Source organism: Cupriavidus sp. USMAA2-4 (assembly GCF_001854305.1).
Classification (GTDB): Bacteria; Pseudomonadota; Gammaproteobacteria; order Burkholderiales; family Burkholderiaceae; genus Cupriavidus; species Cupriavidus malaysiensis.
On the sequence record NZ_CP017748.1, the window covers coordinates 1,647,519 to 1,672,053 of the forward strand.

The 24,535-nt window shown below is 70.0% G+C and carries 23 protein-coding genes; 10 read left to right on the forward strand and 13 right to left on the reverse strand.

The genetic code is table 11. The features are described from left to right. Positions 1 to 9 precede the first annotated feature (9 nt). On the reverse strand, positions 10 to 1,719 hold the full coding sequence (locus BKK79_RS07205) for a hypothetical protein (RefSeq protein WP_071037444.1): 1,710 nt from the start codon (positions 1,717 to 1,719) through the stop codon (positions 10 to 12). Between the two features lie 134 nt (positions 1,720 to 1,853). Here BKK79_RS07205 and BKK79_RS07210 point away from each other — a divergent pair, with 134 nt between their 5' ends. After that, complete coding sequence (locus BKK79_RS07210) at positions 1,854 to 2,750, forward strand: LysR family transcriptional regulator (RefSeq protein ID WP_071037445.1); 897 nt, start codon at positions 1,854 to 1,856, stop codon at positions 2,748 to 2,750. Between the two features lie 30 nt (positions 2,751 to 2,780). Here BKK79_RS07210 and BKK79_RS07215 read toward each other — a convergent pair whose 3' ends face one another. The 6 genes from BKK79_RS07215 to BKK79_RS07240 form a co-directional block, all read right to left on the reverse strand. Beyond that, the gene (locus BKK79_RS07215; RefSeq protein ID WP_084084581.1) at positions 2,781 to 3,284 is read right to left on the reverse strand and encodes a lytic transglycosylase domain-containing protein; all 504 of its coding nucleotides are present in this window, start codon (positions 3,282 to 3,284) and stop codon (positions 2,781 to 2,783) included. 75 nt (positions 3,285 to 3,359) lie between these two features. Further along, positions 3,360 to 3,719, reverse strand: a complete 360-nt coding sequence (locus BKK79_RS07220; RefSeq protein ID WP_071011296.1) for a hypothetical protein — start codon at positions 3,717 to 3,719, stop codon at positions 3,360 to 3,362. A gap of 14 nt (positions 3,720 to 3,733) precedes the next feature. Beyond that, a complete protein-coding gene (locus BKK79_RS07225; protein ID WP_071038453.1) occupies positions 3,734 to 4,057 on the reverse strand; it encodes a hypothetical protein in 324 nt (107 codons plus the stop codon). A 785-nt stretch (positions 4,058 to 4,842) separates the two neighbouring features. Continuing rightward, positions 4,843 to 6,024: an acetylornithine deacetylase gene (gene argE / locus BKK79_RS07230; RefSeq protein ID WP_071037446.1), complete on the reverse strand. Its 1,182-nt coding sequence runs from the start codon at positions 6,022 to 6,024 to the stop codon at positions 4,843 to 4,845. A 77-nt stretch (positions 6,025 to 6,101) separates the two neighbouring features. Continuing rightward, a complete protein-coding gene (locus BKK79_RS07235; protein WP_071037447.1) occupies positions 6,102 to 7,709 on the reverse strand; it encodes a thiamine pyrophosphate-binding protein in 1,608 nt (535 codons plus the stop codon). Between the two features lie 104 nt (positions 7,710 to 7,813). Beyond that, positions 7,814 to 9,013, reverse strand: a complete 1,200-nt coding sequence (locus BKK79_RS07240) for a pyridoxal phosphate-dependent aminotransferase (protein ID WP_071038454.1) — start codon at positions 9,011 to 9,013, stop codon at positions 7,814 to 7,816. Positions 9,014 to 9,139: 126 nt separating this feature from the next. Here BKK79_RS07240 and BKK79_RS07245 point away from each other — a divergent pair, with 126 nt between their 5' ends. Continuing rightward, entirely contained in the window at positions 9,140 to 10,042 is a 903-nt protein-coding gene (locus BKK79_RS07245) for a LysR family transcriptional regulator (RefSeq protein WP_071037448.1), read from the forward strand. A gap of 39 nt (positions 10,043 to 10,081) precedes the next feature. Here BKK79_RS07245 and acdA read toward each other — a convergent pair whose 3' ends face one another. From acdA to xseA, 4 genes are all read right to left on the reverse strand, one after another. Then, a complete protein-coding gene (gene acdA / locus BKK79_RS07250; protein WP_071037449.1) occupies positions 10,082 to 11,269 on the reverse strand; it encodes a 3-sulfinopropanoyl-CoA desulfinase in 1,188 nt (395 codons plus the stop codon). A 57-nt stretch (positions 11,270 to 11,326) separates the two neighbouring features. Beyond that, positions 11,327 to 12,517 (reverse strand): CaiB/BaiF CoA transferase family protein, encoded by a 1,191-nt coding sequence (locus BKK79_RS07255; protein WP_071037450.1) that lies wholly within the window; start codon positions 12,515 to 12,517, stop codon positions 11,327 to 11,329. A 644-nt stretch (positions 12,518 to 13,161) separates the two neighbouring features. Beyond that, the gene (gene sodB / locus BKK79_RS07260; protein ID WP_071011287.1) at positions 13,162 to 13,743 is read right to left on the reverse strand and encodes a superoxide dismutase [Fe]; all 582 of its coding nucleotides are present in this window, start codon (positions 13,741 to 13,743) and stop codon (positions 13,162 to 13,164) included. Between the two features lie 126 nt (positions 13,744 to 13,869). Beyond that, a complete protein-coding gene (gene xseA, locus BKK79_RS07265) occupies positions 13,870 to 15,255 on the reverse strand; it encodes an exodeoxyribonuclease VII large subunit (protein WP_071011286.1) in 1,386 nt (461 codons plus the stop codon). A gap of 1,010 nt (positions 15,256 to 16,265) precedes the next feature. Here xseA and BKK79_RS07270 point away from each other — a divergent pair. The 7 genes from BKK79_RS07270 (at position 16,266) to BKK79_RS07300 (ending at position 21,652) form a co-directional block, all read left to right on the forward strand. Next, positions 16,266 to 16,886, forward strand: coding sequence for a MotA/TolQ/ExbB proton channel family protein (locus BKK79_RS07270; RefSeq protein WP_071016100.1), 621 nt, complete (start codon positions 16,266 to 16,268; stop codon positions 16,884 to 16,886). 42 nt (positions 16,887 to 16,928) lie between these two features. Then, the gene (locus BKK79_RS07275; protein WP_071011285.1) at positions 16,929 to 17,360 is read left to right on the forward strand and encodes an ExbD/TolR family protein; all 432 of its coding nucleotides are present in this window, start codon (positions 16,929 to 16,931) and stop codon (positions 17,358 to 17,360) included. A gap of 166 nt (positions 17,361 to 17,526) precedes the next feature. Continuing rightward, positions 17,527 to 18,633 carry a tetraacyldisaccharide 4'-kinase gene (gene lpxK, locus BKK79_RS07280; protein WP_071011284.1) on the forward strand — a complete coding sequence of 369 codons (1,107 nt, stop codon included), beginning with the start codon at positions 17,527 to 17,529 and terminating at the stop codon, positions 18,631 to 18,633. After that, positions 18,614 to 18,802 carry a Trm112 family protein gene (locus BKK79_RS07285; protein WP_071011283.1) on the forward strand — a complete coding sequence of 63 codons (189 nt, stop codon included), beginning with the start codon at positions 18,614 to 18,616 and terminating at the stop codon, positions 18,800 to 18,802. The genes lpxK and BKK79_RS07285 overlap by 20 nt, the downstream gene beginning before the upstream one ends. 10 nt (positions 18,803 to 18,812) lie before the next feature. Continuing rightward, positions 18,813 to 19,622, forward strand: coding sequence for a 3-deoxy-manno-octulosonate cytidylyltransferase (gene kdsB, locus BKK79_RS07290; protein WP_071037451.1), 810 nt, complete (start codon positions 18,813 to 18,815; stop codon positions 19,620 to 19,622). A gap of 368 nt (positions 19,623 to 19,990) precedes the next feature. Further along, entirely contained in the window at positions 19,991 to 20,656 is a 666-nt protein-coding gene (gene adk, locus BKK79_RS07295) for an adenylate kinase (protein WP_071011281.1), read from the forward strand. 237 nt (positions 20,657 to 20,893) lie between these two features. Beyond that, the gene (locus tag BKK79_RS07300) at positions 20,894 to 21,652 is read left to right on the forward strand and encodes a 3-hydroxyacyl-CoA dehydrogenase (RefSeq protein WP_071011280.1); all 759 of its coding nucleotides are present in this window, start codon (positions 20,894 to 20,896) and stop codon (positions 21,650 to 21,652) included. A 64-nt stretch (positions 21,653 to 21,716) separates the two neighbouring features. On the opposite strand, the gene BKK79_RS07305 is transcribed toward BKK79_RS07300, so the two are convergent. Continuing rightward, positions 21,717 to 22,610 carry an MmyB family transcriptional regulator gene (locus tag BKK79_RS07305; protein WP_084084583.1) on the reverse strand — a complete coding sequence of 298 codons (894 nt, stop codon included), beginning with the start codon at positions 22,608 to 22,610 and terminating at the stop codon, positions 21,717 to 21,719. Positions 22,611 to 22,755: 145 nt separating this feature from the next. Here BKK79_RS07305 and BKK79_RS07310 point away from each other — a divergent pair, with 145 nt between their 5' ends. Further along, positions 22,756 to 23,523, forward strand: coding sequence for a class I SAM-dependent methyltransferase (locus BKK79_RS07310; RefSeq protein ID WP_071037452.1), 768 nt, complete (start codon positions 22,756 to 22,758; stop codon positions 23,521 to 23,523). Positions 23,524 to 23,594: 71 nt separating this feature from the next. Here the strand turns inward: BKK79_RS07310 and BKK79_RS07315 are convergent, their stop codons facing one another. Then, positions 23,595 to 24,500, reverse strand: coding sequence for a LysR family transcriptional regulator (locus BKK79_RS07315; protein WP_071011278.1), 906 nt, complete (start codon positions 24,498 to 24,500; stop codon positions 23,595 to 23,597). Positions 24,501 to 24,535 lie beyond the last annotated feature (35 nt).

Genomic DNA, 24,535 nt, shown 5'->3' on the forward strand with positions numbered 1-24,535 from the left:
CCGCCCCGCTCAGCTGAGCCAGCCCTCTTGCAGCAGTTCCGCCGCATGCAGCACCGTGCGCATATGGGTGGTGTGTGCCAGGCGGAAGGCAGCGCCGTAGACGGTCTGGTCCGGGAACTCGGTCACCAGCGTGAACGGCACGGTGGAACGGTGGTCCTCCATCAGCATGCAGGGGATGCCGTGGCGCGCCGCGAACGGCAGTTCGCCCGCATGCGCGTCCCACACGGCGAGCTGCGCGGCGTTGAACGCGGCCAGCTCCGGATCGGCCGCCAGCCGGGCGGTGAGCGTGTCCAGGAAGGCCGTGCCATCGAGGCCGGCGTGGTAGCGCAGGATCAGGAAAAAGCCCTTGGGGATGGTCCACTGGCTGAAACCATGCGGCACGTAGCCGTTCAGCGGCCGCGTCCACTCGTGCGCCGGGTAGCCGTGCAGGCTCAGGTGCAGGCGCGCCGAAGTCCGCGCGATGGCTTCGAGGCGGGCGCCCTTCTCGCCGTACGGCGGCGCCTGGCGTGCCTCGAGGTCGTCGCCCAGCGCGGTGTAGCGCGCGGCATGCAGCATGTGGCGCGCATGGTCCTGGCGCAGGCGCTGGTGCAGCGCCGCGCCATCGGGATTCTCGCTGGCGACCACGGCGAAGTGGGCACCGCGCTGCTTGAGCGCCTGCGCAGCACGCAGTGCGCCCACCACGCCCGAGGTCTCGTTGGCATGCTGGCCGCCGGTCACCACCAGCGCCGGCCCGGCGCCCGCGAAGTAGGCTCCGCGCACCGGCCTGCCCTGCGTCGACGCGTGCAGGAAGGGCTCGCCGCCGAGCGCCGCCATGGCGGCGTCGGCCTGTGCCGGCGTGAGCGGCGCGATCGCCGCCGCCAGCCCGCCCGGCGCGGCCTCGGCGGGTACCGGCACGGATGCCGGCGCGGGCTCCGGCGCGGCGGGCGCCAGCGGCAGCACGGACACGCGCACGTGGGTGTCGCCGCTGCCGGCGCGCAGCAGCGGCACGATCTGGCCGGGTTGCAGGGTGCGGTCGCCGTCGGGCTTGCCGGCGCGCTGCTGGAACCCGGCCAGGATGGCGAAATAGAACTCCTCGTGCAGGGCCTCGCGCGTGCTCAGGCACTCGTCCTGCCAGGGCAGGCGCCGCTCGATGCCGCCGGTTTCCACCTCGATCTGCAAGGTGCCGAAGTACGGCGCCGCCGCGGGCCAGGCATGCGCGCCGACCGCCGCCATCACGGCCTGGTAGGCCTGCTCGAACTCGGTCTCGAGCGGCCCGTCCTCGACCAGCGCCTCGCCCTCCCAGACGCGCAGCCAGCCGCACGAGCCGCCTTGCGCACCGGCACGGTGCGGCACGAAGACGCGCTGCACCTGCCCGTCGAGGTCCACTTCGTACGCCAGCGGCAGCTCGCCCGGCACGAAACTCAGCGCGGTGTCCGGCAACAGCGCGGCAAGCGGATACGCTTCGAGGCGGAAGCGGGCGAAGTCGCCCGCCGGCGTGCGCACCGTCACGCGGCGCGGCCGCGCCGGCGCCACCGTCTCGAGGAAATGGTGCAGCAGCGGCTTGTAGGCGCTGTACAAGCGCGCCTCGGTACCGCTGCCCGCCAGGACTGCCTCGGCCTCGCGGCGGGCCGCCTCGTCCTCGAACAGCCAGGCCTCGACGCGCGTGGCGGGACGCTGCGCGAAGCGGGCCAGCAGCACGTCCAGCGTGCGCGGAATCGTGGTATCCAACAGCAGGGTCATGCACGGTCTCCCGGCGGTGCCGGCCGGCGGCCCATCCGCCGGTTTGCGCGCCTCCCGCCGCTGCGGCCGATTTTAGGCCGGCTCCCTATAATCCGGCCATTGAATCCGCGTCATGTTCGATATGCGAGAGTGGCATGAACCTGCATGATCTCGAAGCCTTCGTGGCCGTGGTGGAGACCGGCTCCATCGTGGGCGCCTCGGCCCGCCTGCACCTGACCCAGCCGGGCATCACCCGGCGCGTGCAAAGCCTGGAGGAGCGGCTGGGCGCGGTCCTGCTCGACCGCCAGGCCAAGCCGCTGCGTCCCACCGGGGCCGGTCGCACCGCCTACGAGCACGGGCGCCGCGTGCTGCACGCGGTCGAGGCGCTGCGCGGCGGCGTGTCCGGCGAACAGGATGCCGCCGACGAGTTCCGCCTCGGCATCACGCCCTACCTGTCGGAAGTCGCACTGGCGGCACCGCTCGACCGCCTGCACCGGACCTTTCCACGCCTTGCCCTGCGCGTGCAGTCGGGCTGGCCGGAGGCGCTGGCCGAGCAGTGCCGGCGCCACGAGATCGACGCGGCCGCCTTCTGCCTGCCCGAAGGGGCACCGCTGCCGGCCGGCCTGGAAGCCTGCGACCTGGGCGGCCAGCCCGTGCTGGTGGTGGCCGCGCGCGAACTGCCGCTGCCGGCCGACCCGTCACTGGCGGACCTGGCCGAGCAGGCCTGGGTGCTGAACCCCGACGGCTGCGGCTTCCGCAGCGCGATCCGCCAGCGGCTGGCAGCGGCCGGGCTGCCGCTGCGGGTCGGCATCGAAGCCCATGCCAACGAACTGCGCCTGTCGCTGGTGGCGCGCGGGCTCGGCCTGGGGCTCACCACCGCGGCGGCGCTGGCGGACAGCGCCTGGCTGCCGGCGCTGCGCGTGGTGACGGTGCGGGACTTCCAGCCGCGCGTGCGGGCCTGGCTGGTGCATCGCGAAACGCCGGGGCGGCTGGCGCCGCCGCTGCGCGAACTGCGCGCGGCGCTGGCCGAGGCGCTCGACGAGGCCGCCTGAGCGCCGCCTGAGCGCGGCGTCAGCGCCGGATCAACGCGCCGCCTGCAGCTCGCCCCAGGCCACCAGGATGCGCTGGATGCGGCGTGCGTAGTCGTCGCGCTGGCCTGGCGACTCGGAGTGATAGGCGCCGATGGCGCGCCAGGTGTTGCCGTACTTGACCATCTTCTGCTTGAGCAGCCAGGCGGCCACGTAGATGTTGACGCAGGCATCGGTCAGGGCCTGCCGCGGCACGCCGTAGCGCGCCAGGGTGCCGAAGTGGACCGAGTTGATCTGCGCCTGGCCGACGTCGACCGAGCCGTTGGTATTGCGGTGCACGACCGCGGGATCGCCCTTCGATTCGTGCCAGGCGATCGCGCGCAGGACCAGGGGATTGACGCCCTGGTAGACCCCGGCCTGCTCGAAGCAGTCGCCGGCGTGGGCGGACAAGCTCCATAGCGAGGCGGACAAGGACAGGGCCAGGGCTGCCGCGCAGGCGGCGCGGCGCGGTAATCGACGGTGCGTGGACTCGGGCCGGGACGGCGCTGCGCAGGGCATGATGGTCGGGCTCCAGGATCGGCGGGTGGCGGGAATGGTGTGGCGCATCGGATGCTCGGCGCGGCTCAGCGCGGCTCAGCGCTTGAGCGCCTGCTCGAGCTGCTGTTCGATGCCGGCCAGGTAGGCATGCGATGCCTCCGACACCACCAGGCGTGGCGCCGGCACGGCAGCCGGCTTGCGCACCAGCGCCACGGGCAGCAGCACCGGAGCGCGCCGCTTGCGGCCTTGCGCGTGCGCCGAAGACGGCGCGGGCTCCGCGCCATCGTCCGGCGCCGCTGCGGTGCCGGCGGGCAGCAGGGACATCGACGGCAGCGGCGGATAGACACGGTCCGGCGCCGCGCCATCGGCCGGCGCGGCCACGGCAGGCCGCCACAGCGTCAGGCAGGCGGCAAGCGCAAGCATGGGGAAACGCAGGGATACGAAGACGCGAGGCATCGGCGGGACTCCGGTCACTCGGCGACGCGGATCGCCACGCTATAGGGCTGGCCCGCGCCGACGGTGAGGTTTTCCAGGCGCACGCGCGTCGCCGCACGTGCCGGCACGCCGGCCCACAAGGCCTGGTTCAGGTAAGGGAAATCCTGGCCCAGCGCGCTCACCAGGATGGTCGCGGGCTGCTTCTGCGCGGCCGCCAGCGCGCCCGCCTTGCCCAGCACGGCGGTGAGCTGCGGGTCATGCGCGCCCAGCGCGTCAGGGGGCAGGGCAAAGCGGAAGACCTCGCTGCCACGCTTGGCGCCCTCCGGCGCCTCGCCGGGCAGCTGGGCGCAGCCTGCCATGGCCAGCAGCGCGGCAGCGCCCGCCAGCCACACGGGCCCCGGCAGCCGCGGGCGGCGCGGCCACCCGGCCGCGCGGCGGGCATCGGCGCCACAGACATTGGAAATGCGATTTGCTTCCATCACTTGATCCGACCCGTTGAATGCGGGCGTACTGTACAAGCCGGGCCCACACGCCAAAACGGGGAATTGGCCGGCATTCCCCGGCTTTCATTGCGGATCGGAAGCGGATGGCTGCAATTCATGACAGCGGCATCACATTGCCACTGTCATGCGTACACCCTGCACAGGCGCCATGAACGGCACTTGCGCATGGCGCGCAGGCAGCGGGAACCACATTCAAGGGGGCGGCAGTGATGCCGGCGCTACTGCCTGCAGCCTGTCACGCGGCAGCGCCGCGCACGCGCGCTGGCAGGCTGGCGCGGCGCTGCCGCCGGCCTTAGTGTCGGCACCATACAACGCGCCGGGGCTCGCCCGCAGGCGCCAAGGGAACTGCACGACCTGGATCGAGCAACTGCCGGGCACGGCGTTTGCACGGCGATTGCTCGGCGTTGATGGCGGCCAGCATCGCGCTGCCGACTGGCTGTCGATCTGGCTCAGCACCGACGGCGGAAGGATGACACCGAGGACATTGCCCACCGCGAACGCCCGCACTATCCGCCGGGAACCACCCGCATGGCGAACCATGCCCAGGTGAACGCCGTGACGTCGCCCGGCATGCTGGGAGAGGCGGCAGGCTGGGGCTGCCTGCCGCCCTGCCCGCGCCCTGCCCGCGCCCTGCCCGAGCCCTACCCGCGCCCGAGCAGCGCCAGCAAACGCTCGAAGAAAACGTGCGCGGCGGCGATCTGCGACTTGTCGATGAACTCGTCGGCCGTATGCGCCTGGGCGATATCCCCCGGGCCGCAGAGGATCGCGGGAATGCCGGCCTGCTGGTAGAGCCCGCCCTCGGTGGTGAAGGCGACGTGCCGGCCGGGCCGCGCACCCGCCTGCAGCGCCATGGCGGCGACACCGTTCGCGCCGTCTGCCGGCGCGAGCGCGGGAACCGAGGTCCGCCGCTCGATGCGCACGCTGGCGTCGGCCACCCTGGACCGCATCTCCCGCTCGATCGCCGCTGCCGTGTCGAGGATCGGCGCCATCACCGCCTCCGGATCGGTCGATGGCAGGAAGCGGAGATCGAAATCGAACTCCGCCGTCTCCGGGATGACATTGTTGGCGTGGCCGGCCATCATGCGGCAGGGCGCCATGGTCGAATACGGCACGTAGAAGCCGTCGTCGTGCTCGGTCTGCCGCAGCAGGTCCGCGCGCTCGCCCACCGCGCCGACGATCCGGCTGGCGGCAAGCAGCGCATTGACGCCGGCGCCGGACAGCGACGAGTGCGCCGCCTGGCCTTGCACATGGCAGCGGTAGGCCTGGCGTCCCTTGTGCGCGCGCACCACCTGCATGGCGGTGGGCTCCCCCACGATGCAGGCCGATGGCCGTATGCGCGCCGCCGCCAGGTCTTCGATCAGCCTGCGCACGCCGAGGCAGCCGATCTCTTCGTCATAGGTCAGGGCGATATGCAGGGGCTGGCCCAGCCGGCTCAGGTCGGCCGCTTCGACCGCTTCGACCGCGCCGAGCAGGCTGGCAATGAAGCCCTTCATATCGCATGTTCCGCGCCCATAGAAGCGCTGCGCATCCTCGGTGAGCTCGAATGCCGGCCGGCTCCACGCCTGTCCGGCCACGGGCACGACATCCGTGTGGCCCGACAGCAGCAGCCCGCCGTCCCCGGCTCCGATCGACGCGAACAGATTGGCGCGCGCCCCATCCTGCGACTTGCTGTAGAAGGTGCGGAAGCCCGACCGGGCCAGCGCCGCCTCCACGCATTCGAGCAGCGCCAGGTTCGAGTCGCTGCCCGATACGGTCTTGAAGCCGATCAGGGTCTTCAGCCAGTATCGCGTGCGCTCCGGGACTGTCTCCTCCGTCCTGCTCATTCTGTCTCCTCGTCAGCTTGCCGGTGCCAGGGCTTGCGCCGGGGACATGCCTCGCCTTCGTCCCCGCGCGCCGGTCCTCAGATGCGCCCGTCGTACGCCTTGCGGGGGATGTGGCAGCAGATCACGCTGAAGCAATCCGCCTCCAGGCTCTGGCCGATCGCATGCTCGAGTTCGTCTCTGGACCGGACGTCGAAGCCGAGGCCGCCCAGCGCGCGCCCGACCGCGGCGAAGTCGGTGCCGGCGAAGTCCACGCCAAGGTTCTCCTGCCCGTTGGCGCGCTGCTTGATCTCGATCAGCGAGAGCGACTCGTCCGCGAAGACAAAGACGATGACCGGCGTCTGCGCGTCGCGGGCGGTGGCCAGCTCGCCCAGTGTCATTTCCAGGCAGGCATCGCCGGTGAATACCGCGACCGCGCGCGCCGGATCGGCGAGCTTGGCGCCGATGCCCAGCGGCAGCGAACAGCCCATGGTGCACAGGCCGGACGACTGCATCAGGCCGCGCGGCTCATAGCATTTCCAGCTCTGGCTGAGCAGGATCCGGTGCGCGCCGCTGTCGACCGAGGCCACGGTATCGTCGGGAAGGACGCGCCGCGCCACGTCGACGATCGCGCCCGGCCCCCACGTTTCATCAGTCCGGCAGATCGCGGCGAGCGCGCCGACGATGGTGCCGACCTCCGCCGCGGACCAGGTCGAGGCGCGCCGGATCCCGCTGCGCAGCTTGCGCAGGCCTTCCTTGATGCTGCCCACGAAGGTGTGGGAAGCCTGGTGCATATAGTGCGTGTTGCGCGTCGCCGAGAACTCCACCACCCGCTGGTCCGCACCCCATACATTGCGCCAGTTCACGCGCATCTCGATGGGGTCGTAGCCGGCCAGCAATACCAGGTCCGCTTCCTGGATCAGCGGCAGCAGCACCTTGTCGGCCATGGGCGACAAACCCGCGCCGCCGATGACGAAGCCATGGCGCTCGTCGACGATGCCCTTGGCCTTGTAGGTGGTGATCAGCGGGATGCCCAGTTCCTCCACCAGCGCGCGCACTTCATCCTGCGCGCCGTGATGCAGCGCCTCGACGCCGGCGATCATCACCGGGCGCTTCGCCGCGGCCAGCCATTGCCTGGCTTCCTCGAAGGCCGGCGAGTCCGCGGGAACGCTCGGCGCCGGAACGGCGCGCCGGCTGCCGGCCGCGGGCTTCGCCGGCTGCACGGCCACCGAGATCGGCACGTCGATATGCACCGGCCCCGGCGGGTCGTCCATGGCGATCGCGATGGCCTTGTCGATGATGGCCTCGGCCGCCTCCGCCGTCATGCGCAGCGAGGCCTTGGTGATGGGGCGCATGAGCTGGGCGTGGTCGAACACCTGGTGCGTGTAGGTCGCCGCTTCGCTTTCGTCGACGCAGCCGGTGAGGAAGAGCATGGGCACGCGGTCCTGCCAGGCGTTCGCCACCACGTTCACGGCATTGGCCACGCCGGGCCCCAGGGTCGCGACCAGCACGCCCGGCGCGCCGTCGCGGTGATGAACGCCTTCGGCCATGAAGCCGCCCGCGTTCTCGTGCTTGACGAGGGTGAACCTGACGCCGGCCTGGTCGAGCCCCTGCATCACGGCAAGCACCTCACCGCCAGGGATGCCGAATGCGCGGCGACAACCGGCGGCGTGGAGACGTTGGCCAATCAATTCAGACACAGTGGTCATGGTGAAGCATCCTCGAGGTAGGACAGGCAGTCCGGTTGATACAGTCGATAAGAGTGAAGGCGCGGCGCCGAGCGCGACCAGGGGCCAGCGGTCGGCGCGCCGGCCTATTGCAGCCGCTCGGTGGCTGCCTTGATCCGCGCTGCCGCGCTCTCCAGCTTGTCTTCCGAGGTGGCGTAGGAGAGGCGCATGAAGCCTGGCATGCCGAAGCCCGACCCCGGCACGACGGCGACGCCGTGCTGCAGCAGATAGGCGGCGAAATCCACGTCATTGGCGATGCGGCCGCCGTCCGCCCTGGACCTGCCGATGAAGGCCCGCACATCGGGGAAGAGATAGAAGGCCCCTTCCGGCCGCGGCGTGCGCAGCCCTTCGATGTGCGCGAAGCGCTCGAGCAGCAGGTCGCGCCTGGCCTGGAAGGCGGCACACCGCCGCCGCACCTCGTCCTGCGGGCCTTCCAGCGCGGCCACGGCCGCGGCCTGCGAAACCGAGGACGTGTGCGAATTCACCTGCATCTGGATCTTCGTCATCGCCTCGATCAGCGGCTTGGGCCCGCATGCGAAGCCGACGCGCCACCCGGTCATGGCATAGGCCTTGGACACACCGTTGACGGTCAGGATGCGGTCCTTCAGATCCGGCGCGATGTTCGCCAGGGTCGAGAACACGGCGCCATCGAACAGGATGTGCTCGTAGATGTCGTCGGCCAGGATAAAGAAGGACTGGTTGGGACTGCGCCGCAGCACGGCGCAGAACGCCTCCATCTGCGCACGCGTGTAGGCGGTGCCGCTGGGATTGCTCGGCGAATTCAGGATCAGCCATTTCGTGCGCGCGGTGATGGCCGCCTCCAGCTCTTCCGGCTGCATCGCATAGCCCTGCGCGGGGCTGGTCCGGATCGGCTTGAGCACGCCGCCATGCATGGTGACGATGTCGCCGTACGATGCCCAGTAAGGTGCCGGGATCAGGACCTCGTCGCCCGGATTCAGCGTGGCGAGCATCGCCTGGTAGATCACCTGCTTGCCGCCGCAGCCGACGCTGATCTCGCCGGGGGTGGTGTGGATGCCATTCTCGCGCCGGAACTTCTCCACGATCGCCTCTCTCAGCCTCACCGTGCCGTTGATCGGCGTGTAGCGGGTCTGGCCATCCGCGATGGCCTGCACGGCGGCCTCGCCCACGTGCGGCGGGGTGGGGAAGTCGGGCTCGCCGAGCGTCATGTCGACCACGTCCTGGCCGGCGGCGACGGCGCGTCGGCTCAGTTCCGCCATTTCCTGGATGGGCGAGGGTCGCAGCGACGCCATCATTGTCGAAAACATGATCTTCAAACTCTCCATGGTTCTGCAGCAGGAATCGGTCCGGGACCGGGCTGGAATCGATCTGGGCGATCGGATGGAACACAGTCTAGAATTCAAGTCCGTCACACTCAATTGAGAATGAACTCAATGCCAGACATCGCCCAAAGCACGCCGACGCTGCGCCAGCTCGAGCTCTTTCTCTCGCTGGCCTCTTCCGACGGAATCGCCAGTGCCGGCGCGCGGCTGGGCATGACGCCCTCCGCCACCAGCCATGCGCTGCGCGCGCTCGAAACGGTGCTCGGGACCGCGGTGGTCGACCGCAATGGGAGCCACCTGGCGCTGACCCATGCAGGACAGCTGATCCTGCCCCATGTGCGCGATGTCTTCATGGCCCTGCACCTGGTGCAGACGACCGCCGCCGCCAGCGCGGGGCTGAAGACGGGGAAGCTGCGCATCGGCTCCTTCGGTCCGAGCTCTTCGCTGAACCTGCTGCCGCCGCTGCTGGAGAAGTTCAAGGCGCGCTATCCGGGTATCGAGGTCTATGTCACCGAGAAGCCGGATGCGGAGATCGAGCAGGACCTGGTGGAGAAACGCATCGAGATCGGCGTGGTGACGCTGCCCAAGGCGCAGTTCGACACCCATCCCCTCGCGGTCGATGAATTCGTCGCGGTGCTGCCGGAGCAGCACCCGCTGGCCGCGCGCGCGACGGTCTCGCTGAAGGATCTCGCCGCCTATCCCCTGGTCCTGACCCACGCGGGTTCCCAGGAGCTGGTCTCGCGGCTGTTCGCGCGCTCCGAGATACGCCCCACGGTGACGCACGAGCTGTCGCAGCTGCTGTCGATCCTGGAATTCGTGGCGCGCGGGCAAGGCGTGTCCATCATCGCCGCGCTGGCCGCGCCGGCCAGGTTCGAGGGCGTGGTGTATCGCAGCCTCGCGCCGCGCGCATCGCGCCGCATCGGCCTGGCGTGCCTGAGCGAGAAGCGCCTCTCGCCCGCGGCGTGGGCCCTGTGGCAGCAGGCGAAGACGCTGCCGGCGAAGAAGACGGCCTGAGGCCTGCGCGGCGCGCTCCGGCGCGCCGCGACGTCCGGCTTACCGCGCCAGGTACCCCTGCCTGGTCTGCGGCAGCTTCATGCCCAGGATGCTCCCGGCCACCTGCGTCCGCAGGATCTGCGCGGTCCCGCCGGCGATGGTGAACATCCTGGCGTCGCGCACGTGCCGCTCCATCGGCAGGTGGCGGCCGTAGCCCGAGGAGCCGTGGACCTGCAGGGCATCGCTGGCGACCTTGTTGGCGGTCTCGGCGGCGAAGATCTTGGCGCGGGCGGCCATGGCGATGTCGGGGAAATCTGCGCCGCTGCATGCGGCCGCGTGCAGCAGCAGGCGGGCGGCCTCGAGCTGGATCGACATATCGCTGATCATCCACTGGAGGCCCTGGAACTCCGCGATCGGGCGCCCGAACTGCTCGCGGGATTTCGCATAGGCCACGGCCTCTTCATAGGCCCCTTGGGCGATGCCCAATGCCACCGTGCCGGCACCGACGCGCTGCGCGTTGTAGGCGTTCATCAGGGCTGCGAAGCCGCGCTGCAGCCCGCCCGGCGGCACCACCAGCATGGCTTTGTGGAGCTTGAGGTCGTGGAACTCGAGATGGGTTTCCGGAATGCCCCGCACCCCCATCGCATACAGCCGCCGGCCCACCACCAGGCCCTGCGGGCTGTCGCCGTCGCGCATGCAGAGGAAGGCGCCGATACCCTGCTCCATGCCATCGTCGAAGACGCGGGCAAAGATGAGATGCAGCCGGGACACGCCGCCGCCGGTGATCCAGTACTTCTCGCCGTTGAGGATGTAGTGATCGCCCAGGCGGTCCGCACGCGTCGTCATCTCGCTGGCCGCGCTGCCGGCGTTCGGCTCGGAGATGCAGATGGCCGGCTTGTCGCCGCCGAGCACGGCCTCGGCCGCGAGCCGGCGCTGCGCGTCGGTGCCGTAGCGCATGATGGCGCCGATCGCGCCCAGGTTGGCCTCGACCGTGATGCGCCCCATGGTGGCGCAGGCCTTGGCCATCTCCTCGATCACGATGACGGTGTCGTGATAGCTGCGGCCCTGCCCGCCGAGCGCCTTGGGGATCGTCATCCCCATGAAGCCCTCGGCGCGCAGGCGCTCGACATTCGCCCACGGATAGGCCTCCGTCTCGTCGGTGGCGGCGGCGGTGGGGGCGAACACGCCCTGCGCGAGCTCGCGCGCCCTGCCCTGAAGTGCCTTCTGTTGTGCGGTGAGTTCGAACATGTCTTCTCCTGCGGCGTCGTCTTCGCCTTCGCCTTCGTTTTCGTCTTCGTCTTCGTGTCAGTCAGGCAGCCAGTCGCTCAGGATCGCGCGGCGATGCTCGTCCAGGCGCGGCGGCGGCCTGCGGTAGGTCGCCGGTGTGCGCGACAGCTTCAGCGGGTTGGCCAGCAGCCTGACATGTCCATCGCCGGCCCACTCGCACGGCACCCGGACCTCGGCCCCGCGTGCCTTGACATGGGGATCGCCGAAGACTTCCTCGAGGTTGTTCACGGGGCCGCACGGCACGCCGGCCGCTTCCAGCGCCGCCAGCCAGTCGGCCCGCCCGCGCCGGCCCAGCGCGGCGGCGACCCGCTCGCACAGCGCCTCCCGATGCGCGACGCGCGCCGGATTGGTGCTGAACCTGGCATCGCACGTCAGCGGCACCAGGTCGGCTACGCGGCAGAAGCGCTCGAACTGCGCATCGTTGCCCACGGCAAGGACCATCGGCGCATCGGCGGTGTCGAAGACCTGGTAGGGAACGATGTTCGGATGGCCGTTGCCCAGGCGCCGCGGCAGCTTCCCGTCGGCCAGGTAGTTGGTGGCGCCGTTGACCAGCCAGGCGATCTGCGCATCGAGCAGGGAGATGTCGATATGCTGGCCTTCGCCATGCTGGTTCCGATGATGCAGCGCTGCCAGGATCCCGACCGCCGCATACATTCCCGTCATCACATCCGCAATACCGACACCGACCTTCATCGGCTGCCCCTCGGGCTCGCCTGTCAGGCTCATGATGCCGCCCATGCCCTGGATCAGGAAATCGTAGCCGGGCCGCTCCGCATAGGGCCCCGTCTGGCCGAAGCCGGTGATGGAGCAATAGACCAGCCTGGGATACCGCTCCCTGAGCTGCTCGTAGGACAGGCCGTAGCGGGCGAGGCCGCCGACCTTGTAGTTCTCCACCAGGACGTCCGCGCGCTCCAGCAAGCGGTGGATCAGGGCCTGGTCCTCGTCGCACGCCAGGTCCAGCGCGATCGAGCGCTTGTTGCGGTTGGCGCTCAGGTAGTAGGCGCTCTCGTCGGTCGGGTTGCCGTTCGCATCCTGGATATAGGGCGGGCCCCACTTGCGCGTGTCATCGCCCTCGCCGGGCCGCTCCACCTTGACGACATCGGCACCGAGATCGCCCAGCAGCTGCGTCGCGCTCGGGCCCGCGAGGATCCGTGACAGATCCAGTACCCGGATGCCGGCCAGGGCCATCTGCTCCATGGCGCCGGTCATCTGGCACCCCGCGTCGAACCGCTATCCCGGTGTGCGCCGCCGGCGCGGCGCTGGCCAGCGGCTTCTCTCACTGCTCGTCGCACGGTGTCCCTCCGTTTATCAGCCTGCGACGATTCTAGAAATCAACTGTGGTCAAGCTCAATTGAATTGCGCCGCAAGTCGGGACGACGCGATGCGCCAACACCAATCGCCAAGCACGAGGTCTTGGCTCCCTCTCCCCGCACGGGGAGAAGGTGGGGGAGAGGGGTGGTTCAGCAAGGTGCCACGCATGGCGAAGCCGTCGGTGTGGTCCAGCACGCGAGCATAGAGACGAAGCCGACGGGGTGATCCAGGCCGCCGCGGCCGGCCAGCGCCTGCCCCCGGCAGCTTCTGCGCAGATCGACGGACTTCTGGAGACAATCGAATGGAGATACCGGAAGATGCGCGCCTGCAGTCAAACTGCGACCTCAGCCACGGCAGGCCCCGGAGCGTGCCGGAGCACAAACAAAAAGCCCCGGAATCTCCGGGGCTTCGATGCGCTGTTTTGCCGAGGGCGTGAACAGCCTCTCGGACAGGCAGCCGTCAGGTAAGGCAGACGGCATTGCCAAGGATTGTCATGCACGTGTCTCGCGGGCCGCTGGCGGCCCGTGAGACACCGGCGGCAATCAGCCGGCGAAGTTCTGGCCGACGAATTCCCAGTTGACCAGGTTCCAGAATGCCTCGACGTACTTCGGACGGGCATTGCGGTAGTCGATGTAGTAGGCGTGTTCCCACACGTCGCAGGTCAGCAGCGGCTTGGCGTCGGTGGTCAGCGGGGTGGCGGCGTTCGAGGTCGAGACCAGGTCCAGCGAACCGTCGGCCTTCTTGACCAGCCAGGCCCAGCCCGAACCGAAGGTGCCCACGGCGGTCTTGGTGAACTCTTCCTTGAACTTGTCGAAGCTGCCCCACTTGGCGTTGATGGCGTCGGCCAGCGCGCCGGCCGGAGCGCCGCCGCCCTTGGGCGACAGGCCGTTGAAATAGAAGGTGTGGTTCCAGACCTGGGCGGCGTTGTTGAAGATACCGCCGGACGACTTCTTGACGATCTCTTCCAGCGTGGCGTTCTCGAACTCGGTGCCCTTGATCAGGTTATTCAGGTTCGTGACGTAGGTCTGGTGATGCTTGTCATGATGGAACTCCAGGGTCTCCTTCGAGATGTGCGGAGCGAGCGCATCATGTGCGTAGGGAAGCGGGGGGAGAGTATGTTCCATTGTTCTGTCTCTGCGGGTTGTGGGTCAGGAATAAAAGATTGTAGGGGACTTGCCAGACCCGCGCAAACGCACCCGGCAATGCCCCTGCGTCCCTATCCCCTTCATTCCGGATCGCCCCGCCGCGCCTCAGAAGTCGGACAGCTTGGGCTGCACGCTGGCGATGGCGAGATCGGCCACGCCCTCCGCCAGGTGGGCCTCCACCACGCTGCCGGCGCGCAATTCGGAGGGTGCGCGCAAGGCCTTGCCGCGCGCATCGAGCAGCACTGCATAGCCGCGCTCGAGCGTGCGCTGCGGCGCCAGCAGCTCAAGCGCGCCGGCGGCGCGGTGCAGGCGCTGCGCGGCCCGCTCCTGCCCGCGCGCGGCGGCGGCCTGCAGGCGCAGCGCGAGGCGGCCGAGCTCGGCGCGCGCCGGCGCCACGTCGGGACGGGCCGCCGCCCAGCGCATGCCGAGCAGCTGCTGGCGGTGGCGGCGCGCGACCAGCCCGCTCTGCAGGGCGGCCCGCAGGTGGCGCGCCAGGTTGTCGACGCGGGCGCGGTGTTCCTGCAGTTGCGCCTGCGGGCTGCGCAGGCGGCGCGCCTGCCAGTCGAGGTGCTGGGCACGGCGGTCCATGGCCGCGCGCATGGCGCGCACGAGGCGCTCGCGCTCGCGCGCGGCCTGCCGCAGCAGCTGGGCGCGGTCCGGACTCACCAGCTCGGCCGCGGCGGTCGGCGTCGGCGCGCGCACGTCGGCGACGAAGTCGGCAATGGTGAAGTCGGTCTCGTGCCCCACGCCCGATACCACCGGCACCGGGCTGGCCGCCACCGCGCGCGCCACCACCTCTTCGTTGAAAGACCACAGGTCTTCGATGCTGCCGCCGCCACGGCACAGGATCAGCACGTCGCACTCGGCCCGGCGGCCGGCCAGTTCGAGCATGGCGGCGATCTTCTCGGCCGCTCCCGCGCCCTGCACCGGCACCGGGTAGACCACCACCGGCACGTGCGGCGCACGCCGGCGCAGCGTGGTCAGCACGTCGCGCAGCGCCGCCGCCTGCAGCGAAGTGACCACGCCGATGGTGCGCGGGTGGGCGGGCAGTTCGCGCTTGCGCGCGGGATCGAACAGTCCTTGCGCCGCCAGCTTTTCCTTCAGGCGCAGGAACGCCTCGTACAGGTTGCCGACGCCGGCGCGGCGCATCGCCTCCACATTGAGCTGGACCTCGCCACGCGCCTCGTACATCGAGACCAGGGCCCGCACTTCGACCGCCTCGCCCTCGCGCGGAGCGAAATCGACATGCTGGTTGCGGCCGCGGAACATAACGCAGCGGATCTGCGCGCGTGCATCCTTCAGCGAGAAATACCAGTGGCCGCTCGCGGCCCGCGTGAAGTTGGAGATTTCGCCGCGCACCCAGGCCAGGGGAAAGCTGCGTTCCAGCAGCGAGGCGATGGCATGGTTGAGCTCCCCGACCGGGATCACCTCGCGTCCGCCGGCCGGTGCGGGAGATCGCGTTTCACGCTGGAAGTTCTGGAAATCGGTCATGCTCGGGGCCTGTCAAGCGGCTGGAAGTGGACATGTCCACAGCATAACGGGTCTGTCAAGTAGGCTACCGAAATATGACAGCATCTCCCGCAAACCCGCGGGATACTCGACAAGCCCTTGATTCTTATGAGGATTCGCCCAAGCCAAAAATTAGGCAAGTTAAGCAAATTCCTTACGCGTCAACGACTTACCGGCCGCGCCCAAGGCTTGTTCACAAAGTTATCCACAGTATCTCTGGAAAACCCTGAGACGCAGCCCGGGGATCGGCAAACAAGTGCCGCAAAACATACCTCAAAGCGTCTTGCTGGCCGGCGACGGGAATCGCTGCGGCATCCGGACCGGCCCCGAGGGCGGCGCGGCAGGCACTGCCCAATTTTTGAGCGGGAGGGGCTTCCGCCTTGGGAATCAACGGTTTACGTTTCCGCTCCCCAACTTATCCACAACCGCTCCACAGGACTGTCCCTGAGCGATGTGGAAAGTACGGCAGGCCGTCGCGGGGCATCGTCTTGCCGCCGATGCGCCGGCTACTGCCCATTATTTAGGCAGGATGAAACAAACTCTTTCCAATCAAAGGCTTAGGCTATTTCTCCGAAGTCTTTCCACAACCGATCCACAGCACTGTCCCGCTTCCATGTGGAAATCGGCGCCTGACGGCACCGGCAGGCACGTCCGCGCTGCCGCCAGCGGTCCGCGATGGGCGAAAAGGCCCATGCCGCCATCCCGGGCGGCATCGGGAAGGCGCCTGCCTATTTTTTAAGCAGAGATTCCTCTTCCCTTTGGCATCAATGACTTAGCGCTCTTGTCCGGGCGCTTTCCACAATCCGTCCACAAGACTGTCCCTGTCCCGTGTGGAAAGCGCGCCGCGCGCGGCGATGCGCCGGCCCGACACTGCGCCGCGGCGGCTTGCCCACCATCCGGGCGCGCGTTAGAGTGGCGCCTGATTTTTTTGATAACAGCCGGCGCAGGACTTGGGAGCCGGCGCCATGCTGCAGTCGATTCCGGGGTTCCACGTGTTTTCCATCATTCAAGCGGCCGGCTGGCCGATCTGGCCGTTGTTACTGGCCTCGGTGCTGGCGCTGGCGCTCATCGTCGAGCGCTTCCTGAGCCTCCAGCGCAGCAAGGTGCTGCCGCCCAGGCTTTATGACGAAGCCCTGGCGGTGGCGCAGCAGCGGCGCGCCACGCCGGAGGCGGTCAATGCCCTGGAACAGGGTTCGCCGCTCGGCCGCGTACTGGCCGCGGGCCTGCGCCATGTGGCGCTGCAGCCGCACACCACGCGCGATGCCGCCAAGGAGGTGGTCGAGGAAGCCGGCCGGGCAGTGGCCCACGAGCTGGAGCGCTACCTGAACGCGCTCGGCACCATCGCCTCGGTCGCCCCGCTGATGGGACTGCTCGGCACGGTGATCGGCATGATCGAGATCTTCGGCAGCCAGGGCGGCACCGGCACCAACCCCGAGCAACTCGCGCACGGCATCTCGGTGGCGCTCTACAACACCGCGCTCGGGCTGATCGTGGCGATCCCCGCGCTGATCTTCTGGCGCTTCTTCCGCCGCCGCGTCGACGACTACGTGGCCGAGCTGGAATTCCGCGCCGCCTCCTTCCTCGACGCGATCCTGCCGCCGCGGCGCGGCTGACGGCCGCCCCACCCGCCCCGCCTGCCCCGGATATCCGCCATCATGCGCTTCCGTTCCCGCCAGCGGCGCGAGGAGCCGGAGATCAATCTGATCCCGCTCATCGACGTGCTGCTCGTGATCCTGATCTTCCTGATGATCACGACCACCTATTCGCGCTTCAGCGAGCTGCAGATCCAGCTGCCCACCGCCGATGCCGAACGCACCCGGCAGCGCCCGGCCGAGATCCTGGTCTCGGTTTCCGCGCGCGGCGTCTACGCGGTCAACAAGGAAATCCTGGAGTTCAAGGATGTCACCAGCCTGGCCGACCACCTGCGCAGTGCGGCCGGCCCGGACAACGGCGGCCAGCCGCCGGTGGTGGTCGTCAACGCCGATGCGCAGGCCACCCACCAGGCTGTCATCAATGTGCTGGAGGCAGCGCGCCTGGCCGGCCTGCCGCGCCTGACCTTCGCCACGCAGAGCCAGCAGCCGCGCTGAGACCCGCCGGCCGCGGGCTTGCAGCATGCGCTGCGCAATGCCCATAATGATTGGAGCCGCCGTGCCGGCCGCCTGCCGGCGCCGGCGCCGGAGCCCTTGCCATGGCAGGGCGGGCCGGTTCCACCTGCCTTGCCATCCGCCCTTCCACCCACGAGCCCTCCGCACCATGCCCGTTCCACGCCACCATCTCGCTGACTTCGTCACCGCCCAGTGGCAGCGCCGTGGCGGCTTCGCCTGGCTGATGTGGCCCCTGTCGCTGCTGTTCGGCGCCATCAGCGCCGCGCGGCGGCTGGCCTTCCGGCGCGGCTGGCTGCGCTCGACGCGGCTGCCGGTGCCGGTGGTGGTGGTCGGCAACGTGACCGTGGGCGGCACCGGCAAGACCCCCGCGGTGATCGCCCTGGCGCAGGCACTGCAGGAAGCCGGGCTGCGTCCCGGCGTGGTCTCGCGCGGCTACGGCGTCAAGCTGGAGCGGCCGCGCCGCGTCAGCGCCAGCTCCCGGGCCGCCGACGTCGGCGACGAGCCGCTGCTGATCGCGCGCAGCACCGACGTGCCGGTCTGGGTCTTCCCCGACCGCGCCGCCTGCGCGCAGACGCTGCTGGTACGCCACCCCGGCGTCAACGTGCTGCTGCTCGACGACGGCCTGCAGCACTACCGCCTGCAGCGCGACTTCGAGATCGTCATGTTCGACACCCGCATGGGTGGCAACGGCTTGCTGCTGCCGGCCGGCCCGCTGCGCGAACCGCTGTCGCGCCGGCGTGACGCCACCCTGATCAACGACCCGGATTTCCGCGCTTCGCCGGACCGCCCCGATGTCTACGGCATGCGGCTGGAGCCCGGCGACGCCTGGCAGCTGGTCGACCCGGCCATGGCCCGCCCGCTCTCCGGTTTCGCCGGGCAGCGCGTGCTGGCTGCGGCGGGCATCGGCAATCCGGAACGCTTCTTCGCCAGCCTGCGCGCGGCCGGCCTCGCGCCCGCCACGCTGCCGCTGCCCGACCACTATGACTTCGCCATCGACCCCTTTGCCGACGACGAAGCCGCGCGCAGCGCCGATGCCATCCTGATCACCGAGAAGGATGCCGTAAAATGCGAGCGCTTCGACGACCCGCGCATCTGGGTCGTCCCCACCACGCCCGTGATCGATGCGGGCCTGATCGACAAGATCCGCGGCGCCGTGGCGGCGCGCGCGCAGGCAGCCGCACCGGCTGCCGCCGCGGCCGCAGCGGCGGCGGGAAGCCTCACCAAGGAACACCGAGATGGACAACCGGCTGCTTGAAATCCTGGTCTGCCCCCTGTGCAAGGGCAAGCTCGAATACGACCGCGCCGCCCAGGAACTGATCTGCCACGCCGACAAGCTGGCCTACCCGATCCGCGACGGCATCCCCGTCATGCTGGCCGACGAGGCACGCCAGACCGTGCCCGGCCGCGTGGTCAACCCCGAGTGAGCGTGCGGCCATGAGCATCCCCGCCTTCACCGTGGTGATCCCGGCGCGGCTGGCGTCCACGCGGCTGCCCGACAAGCCGCTGGCCGACATCGGCGGCAAGCCGATGGTGGTGCGGGTGGCCGAGCGCGCCCATGCGTCGTCGGCGCACCGCACGGTGGTGGCCACCGACGCCGACAGCGTGCTGCAGGCCTGCGCGGCGCACGGCGTGGAGGCGCTGCTGACACGCGCCGACCATGCCACCGGCACCGACCGGCTGGCCGAGGTGGTCGGCCTGCTGGGCCTGCCCGACGATGCCATCGTGGTCAACGTGCAGGGCGACGAGCCGCTGATCGCACCGCAACTGATCGACGAAGTGGCCCTGCACCTGGCGGCGCATCCCGACTGCGCCATCAGTACCGCCGCGCATCCGCTGCACGAGGTGGCCGAAGTCTTCAACCCGAACGTGGTCAAGGTGGTGTGCGATGCCGCCGACCGCGCACTGTACTTCTCGCGCGCGCCCATCCCCTGGGCACGTGATGCCTGGAGCCAGGTGCCCAGCCAGCCGGCGGCCGGCGCCCAGGTGCCGCTGCCGGCCATGCCGGTGCTGCGCCATATCGGCCTGTACGCCTACCGGGCCGGTTTCCTGCGCCGCTTTCCGGCGCTGGCGGCGGCACCGGTCGAGCAGACCGAGGCGCTGGAGCAGTTGCGCGCCATGTGGCACGGCGAGCGTATCGGCGTGCTGCAGACCGACGCGGCCCCGGCGCCCGGCGTCGACACCCGGGCCGACCTGGAACGCGTGCGCGCGCTGTGGGCCGAGGCCATGGCCCAGGAAGGGCCCTGAGCGCCCGGGGGGCGCGCAAATTCCTGGCGGGCCGGGGCCCTGTCAAGCGGGAACATTGCTGTCAATACAGCTTAACTCCCGCCGGCAGGCCGATTTCCCGCGCCCTCGTGGCATAATGCTTGACCATACAGAGCCGCCGGCCGCCGGGAGCGACCGGACAAGGCTCGGTGGGGAGATAGAGATCGAGCCCGTTCGGCGGCGCCGGCCCCTGCCCTTGCGGCGGGCCGCGGGCGTACCGACCGTCACCTGACCTGAACCCGATGCGGCCCGCGGCAACAGCCCCGCGGTAAGCCCTGCGTCAAGTTCAGGCGCTACCCTCCGTCTTGTTCCCCCCGCCTGACCAGATTCAAAACTCTGAGGACCCGTAAATGCGTTTGATCCTGTTGGGCGCGCCCGGCGCCGGCAAAGGCACGCAAGCCAAGTTCATCTGCGAGAAGTTCGGCATCCCGCAGATCTCCACCGGTGACATGCTGCGCGCCGCAGTGAAGGCAGGCACGCCGCTGGGCGTGGCGGCCAAGAAGGTGATGGATGCGGGCGGCCTGGTGTCGGACGACATCATCATCGGCCTGGTCAAGGATCGCCTGCAGGCAGACGACTGCAAGAACGGGTACCTGTTCGACGGCTTCCCGCGCACCATTCCCCAGGCCGAGGCCATGAAGGAAGCCGGCGTGGCGATCGACTACGTGCTGGAGATCGACGTCCCCTTCGACGCCATCATCGAGCGCATGAGCGGCCGCCGCGTGCACGTGGCCTCGGGCCGGACCTACCACGTCAAGTACAACCCGCCCAAGGTCGACAACGTCGACGACGAGACCGGCGAGGCCCTGATCCAGCGCGACGACGACAAGGAAGACACGGTGCGCAAGCGCCTCGACGTCTATTCGCAGCAGACCCGCCCGCTGGTGGACTATTACTCGGACTGGGCCGCCAAGGGCGACGCCGCCGCCAAGGTGGCTCCGCCGCAGTACCGCAAGATCCTGGGCCTGGGCAGCGTGGAAGACATCACCGCGCGCGCCTTCGACGCCCTCAAGTAAGCCGGCACCGCCGCGAACGAAGCGACCCGCAAGGGTCGCTTTTTTTTCGTCGCCGCCCGCACCGTGCCCGTGCGACACCCCCTTGCGCTGCGCCTGCCGCCCCGTACAATACCGATGCATTGACGTTTACGTAAACGTCAGACGAGAAGCCGCGCCGGCACCGACCCGGCGTGCGGCACATCCGACGGACCGAGCGGCCGGGCGAACCGCCGCCAGAGCGAAAGGAAGAGACAGCAAATGGAAATCCGCGACAACGCATTCATCGTCACCGGCGGCGCCTCCGGGCTGGGCGCCGGTACTGCCCGCATGCTGGCGGAAGCCGGCGGCAAAGTCGTGATCGCCGACCTCAACGAGGCCGCCGGCAGCGCGCTGGCGGCCGAGATCGGCGGCCGCTTCGTCAAGTGCGACGTCACCTCCGAGGCCGATGGCCAGGCAGTGGTCGCGGCGGCCCTGGCATTGGGCAAGCTGGCCGGCCTGGTCAACTGCGCCGGCATCGCCACCGCCGGCAAGACCGTGGGCAAGAACGGCCCGCTCCCGCTCGAGCAGTTCGACAAGACCATCCGCATCAACCTGGTCGGCACCTTCAATATGATCCGCCTGGCCGCCGCCGCCATGGTGCAGAACGCACCGAACGCCGAAGGCGAGCGCGGCGTGATCATCAACACGGCCTCGGTGGCGGCCTTCGACGGCCAGATCGGCCAGGCCGCTTATGCCGCCTCGAAGGGCGGCGTGGTGGCCATGACCCTGGCCATCGCGCGCGACCTGTCGCGCGACGGCGTGCGCTGCATGACCATCGCCCCCGGCATCTTCGAGACGCCGATGCTGCTGGGCATGCCGCAGGAAGTCCAGGACGCGCTGGGGCGCTCGGTACCCTTCCCGCCGCGCCTGGGACGCCCGGCCGAATACGCCAAGCTGGCACGCGCCATCCTCGACAACACCATGCTCAACGGCGAGGTGATCCGCCTGGACGGCGCGATCCGGATGCAGCCGAAGTAAGGCGGCGCCGCAGCGCCGGCTGTGCCTGCCCCGGACCCTCCGGGCAGGAACGGGTCAGGCCGGCTCAGGCCGGCAGCAGCATCACCAGCATCAGGCCCGGCGCCGCCGCCGGCAGCAGCGTGAGCTGCTCGAAATGCAGCAGGCCGCGGCGCGGGTGACGGAAGCCGCGCCGCCCGCCCTGGCGCTCCTCCACGTCCTGCGACAGCCAGTCGGCACGGAAGGCCGCGCTGTCGCGCAGCAGGCCTTCGACCAGCGCGCGCGTCGGCGCTTCGCCGGCATAGCGGATGCTGTGCGCACGAAACTCCGCCACCAGGCGCGCTGCCCGGTGCGGCCAGTCCTCCACCAGGGCCTGCAGCGGCGCCGACAGGAACATCGCGCGCAGCAGGTTGCGCTCGGTGCCGGCACCGTCGGCACCGTCGGCACCGTCGGCACCGCAGGCGCCGTCGAGCCAGCCGACGAACAGGTCCGCCGCCGCCTCGTTCCAGGCCAGCGCGTTCCATTGCCGGTCCAGAACGTAGGCAGGACCCACGATCGACTGCACGCTGGCGAGCACCGCCGGCGGCGCCGCTTCCTCGCCGGCGAGCTGCGGATCCCGCCGCCCCGCCAGTTCGAACAGATAAGCCCGTTCGGCGCGCGACAGCCGCAGCGCCGCGGCGAGGCTGGCCAGCGCCCCCGCCGACAACGACACCGGACGCCCCTGCTCCAGCCAGGTCACCCAGGTCGCGCTGAGCCCGGCCAGCTGCGCTACTTCTTCACGCCGCAGGCCGGGCGTGCGGCGCCGGCGCCCGGGCGGCAGGCCGACCTCGGCCGGCGCCAGCCGCTCGCGGTGGGCGCGCAGGAAGCCGCCGAGCGCGGCTTCACGGCTGAGCGTGCCGGGCAGGCCGCCGGCAGCGGCGGGGGCGGCGGCGGGCACGGGATCGAACCCTGTGGCATCAGGGTGGGAAGGCAGCGGGGACATGGCAGGCTGGTGATTCTTATACCAGGATAAATTGACGACTTGTCCCGGGAAACGGGCCTGCCTACAGTAGCTCCAGGCCATGCGATGCGCAAGGCCGCAGCGTGGCCGGGACGCCACGCCGAGCAACCCCATCCAGGAATCCGCCATGCAACAACAAGAACTCGTCGCCTCCCAGTTCGGCGCCACCGCCAGCGCCTACCTCACCAGCACGGTCCATGCGCAGGGCCCGGACCTGCCGCGCCTGGCCGCCGAGCTGGCGACGCTGGCGACGCTGGCGCGTCCGCGCGTGCTCGACCTGGGCTGCGGCGCCGGCCATGCCAGCTTCGCCGCCGCGCCCGTGGCCGCCGAAGTGACGGCTTACGATCTCTCCGAGGACATGCTGGGCGTGGTGGCGCAGGCCGCGCGCGACCGTGGCCTGGACAATGTCCGCACGCGCCACGGCGCGGCCGAGGTGCTGCCCTTCGCCGACGCCGCCTTCGATGCGGTGATCTCGCGCATGAGCGCCCACCACTGGCGCGACGTGCCGGCCGCGCTGCGCGAGATGCGGCGCGTGCTGGCCCCCGGCGGCAAGGTGGTGCTGATCGATATCGCCGGCTCGACCGATCCGCTGTGCGACACCTGGCTGCAGTCGGTCGAGCTGCTGCGCGATCCCTCGCACGTGCGCGACTACACCGGCCCGGCCTGGCTGGAGATGTTTGCCGAGGCCGGCTTCGCCGCCACGCTGTCGCCGGGCTGGCGCATCGAGATCGAGTTCGACAGCTGGGTCAAGCGCATGCGCACGGCGCCGGTGGCCGTCGAAGCGATCCGCCACTTGTGGCAGCTGGCGCCGGCCGAGGTGAGCCGCCACTATCGGGTCCAGCCCGATGGCAGCTTCGCCCTGGAGGCGTTGATGGTCACGGCCCAGCCGGGCTGAGCACCGCACCGGAGCAAACGTAAGCGAGGACTGACATCGTCTGGCCTCCGCTCTGCCTGGCCCGGCACGGCTCACGCCGCGCCGGGCTCCTGCGGCAGCGGCAGGGTACGGACCATGTCCCAGACCGCGGCGGCGGCGGGCGACAAGGAGCGGTCTTCGCGGCATACCATCACGATGCTGCGCTCCTCGCGCGGCACCAGCGGCCGCCATACCAGCGGCGAGGCCTCCGGCAGCGGCAGCGACAGCGAAGGCAGCACCGAGGCGCCGATACCGGCCTCGACCATGCCGAACACGCTCGCCGAGTGGCCCAGCTCCTGCACCACTTGCGGTACCACGCCGTGCCGCGCCAGGATGCGGTCGATCAGCGGCCGGCTGCCCGAGGCGAAGTCGAGCAGGGCCAGCGGCACGCCGTCCAGCGCGCGCCAGGGCACCGTGGCCTGCTGCGCCAGCGGGTGGTCGCGGCGGCAGACGAAGCAGAAGGGGTCGGTGGCCAGCGGCTCGATGGTCAGCGCCTCGCGCGCCTGCGGGTCGACCAGCACACCGAAGTCGACCGCGCCGGCGTGGATCTGTTCGAGGCCGCCGGCCTGCACGTTGTCGCGCACCGTCAGGCGGATCTCGGGGAAGCGCCGGGCACATTCCGCCACATAGAGCGGCATCAGCCTGGCCGAGATGGTGGGTGCGCTGGCTATCACGACACGCCCGCGATAGCGTTCGCCAAGCTGACGCGTTTCTTCCAGCGTGTCGTCGAGCTGCTCCAGCAGGCGCTCCAGCGCCGGCACCAGCGCCTGCCCTGCCTCGGTCAGCACCACCTCCCGCGTGGTGCGGTCGAGCAGGCGCACGCCCAGCACGTCTTCCAGCTCCGCCACGCCGCGGCTGACGGCGGGCTGCGTCAGGCCGACCGCATCGGCGGCCCGGCTGAAGCTGCCATGCGCGGCCACCGCGAGGAAAACACGCAATTGACGGAGGGTGTAATTCATACGGTTAATGCATCAATGGATTCGATAAATGAATT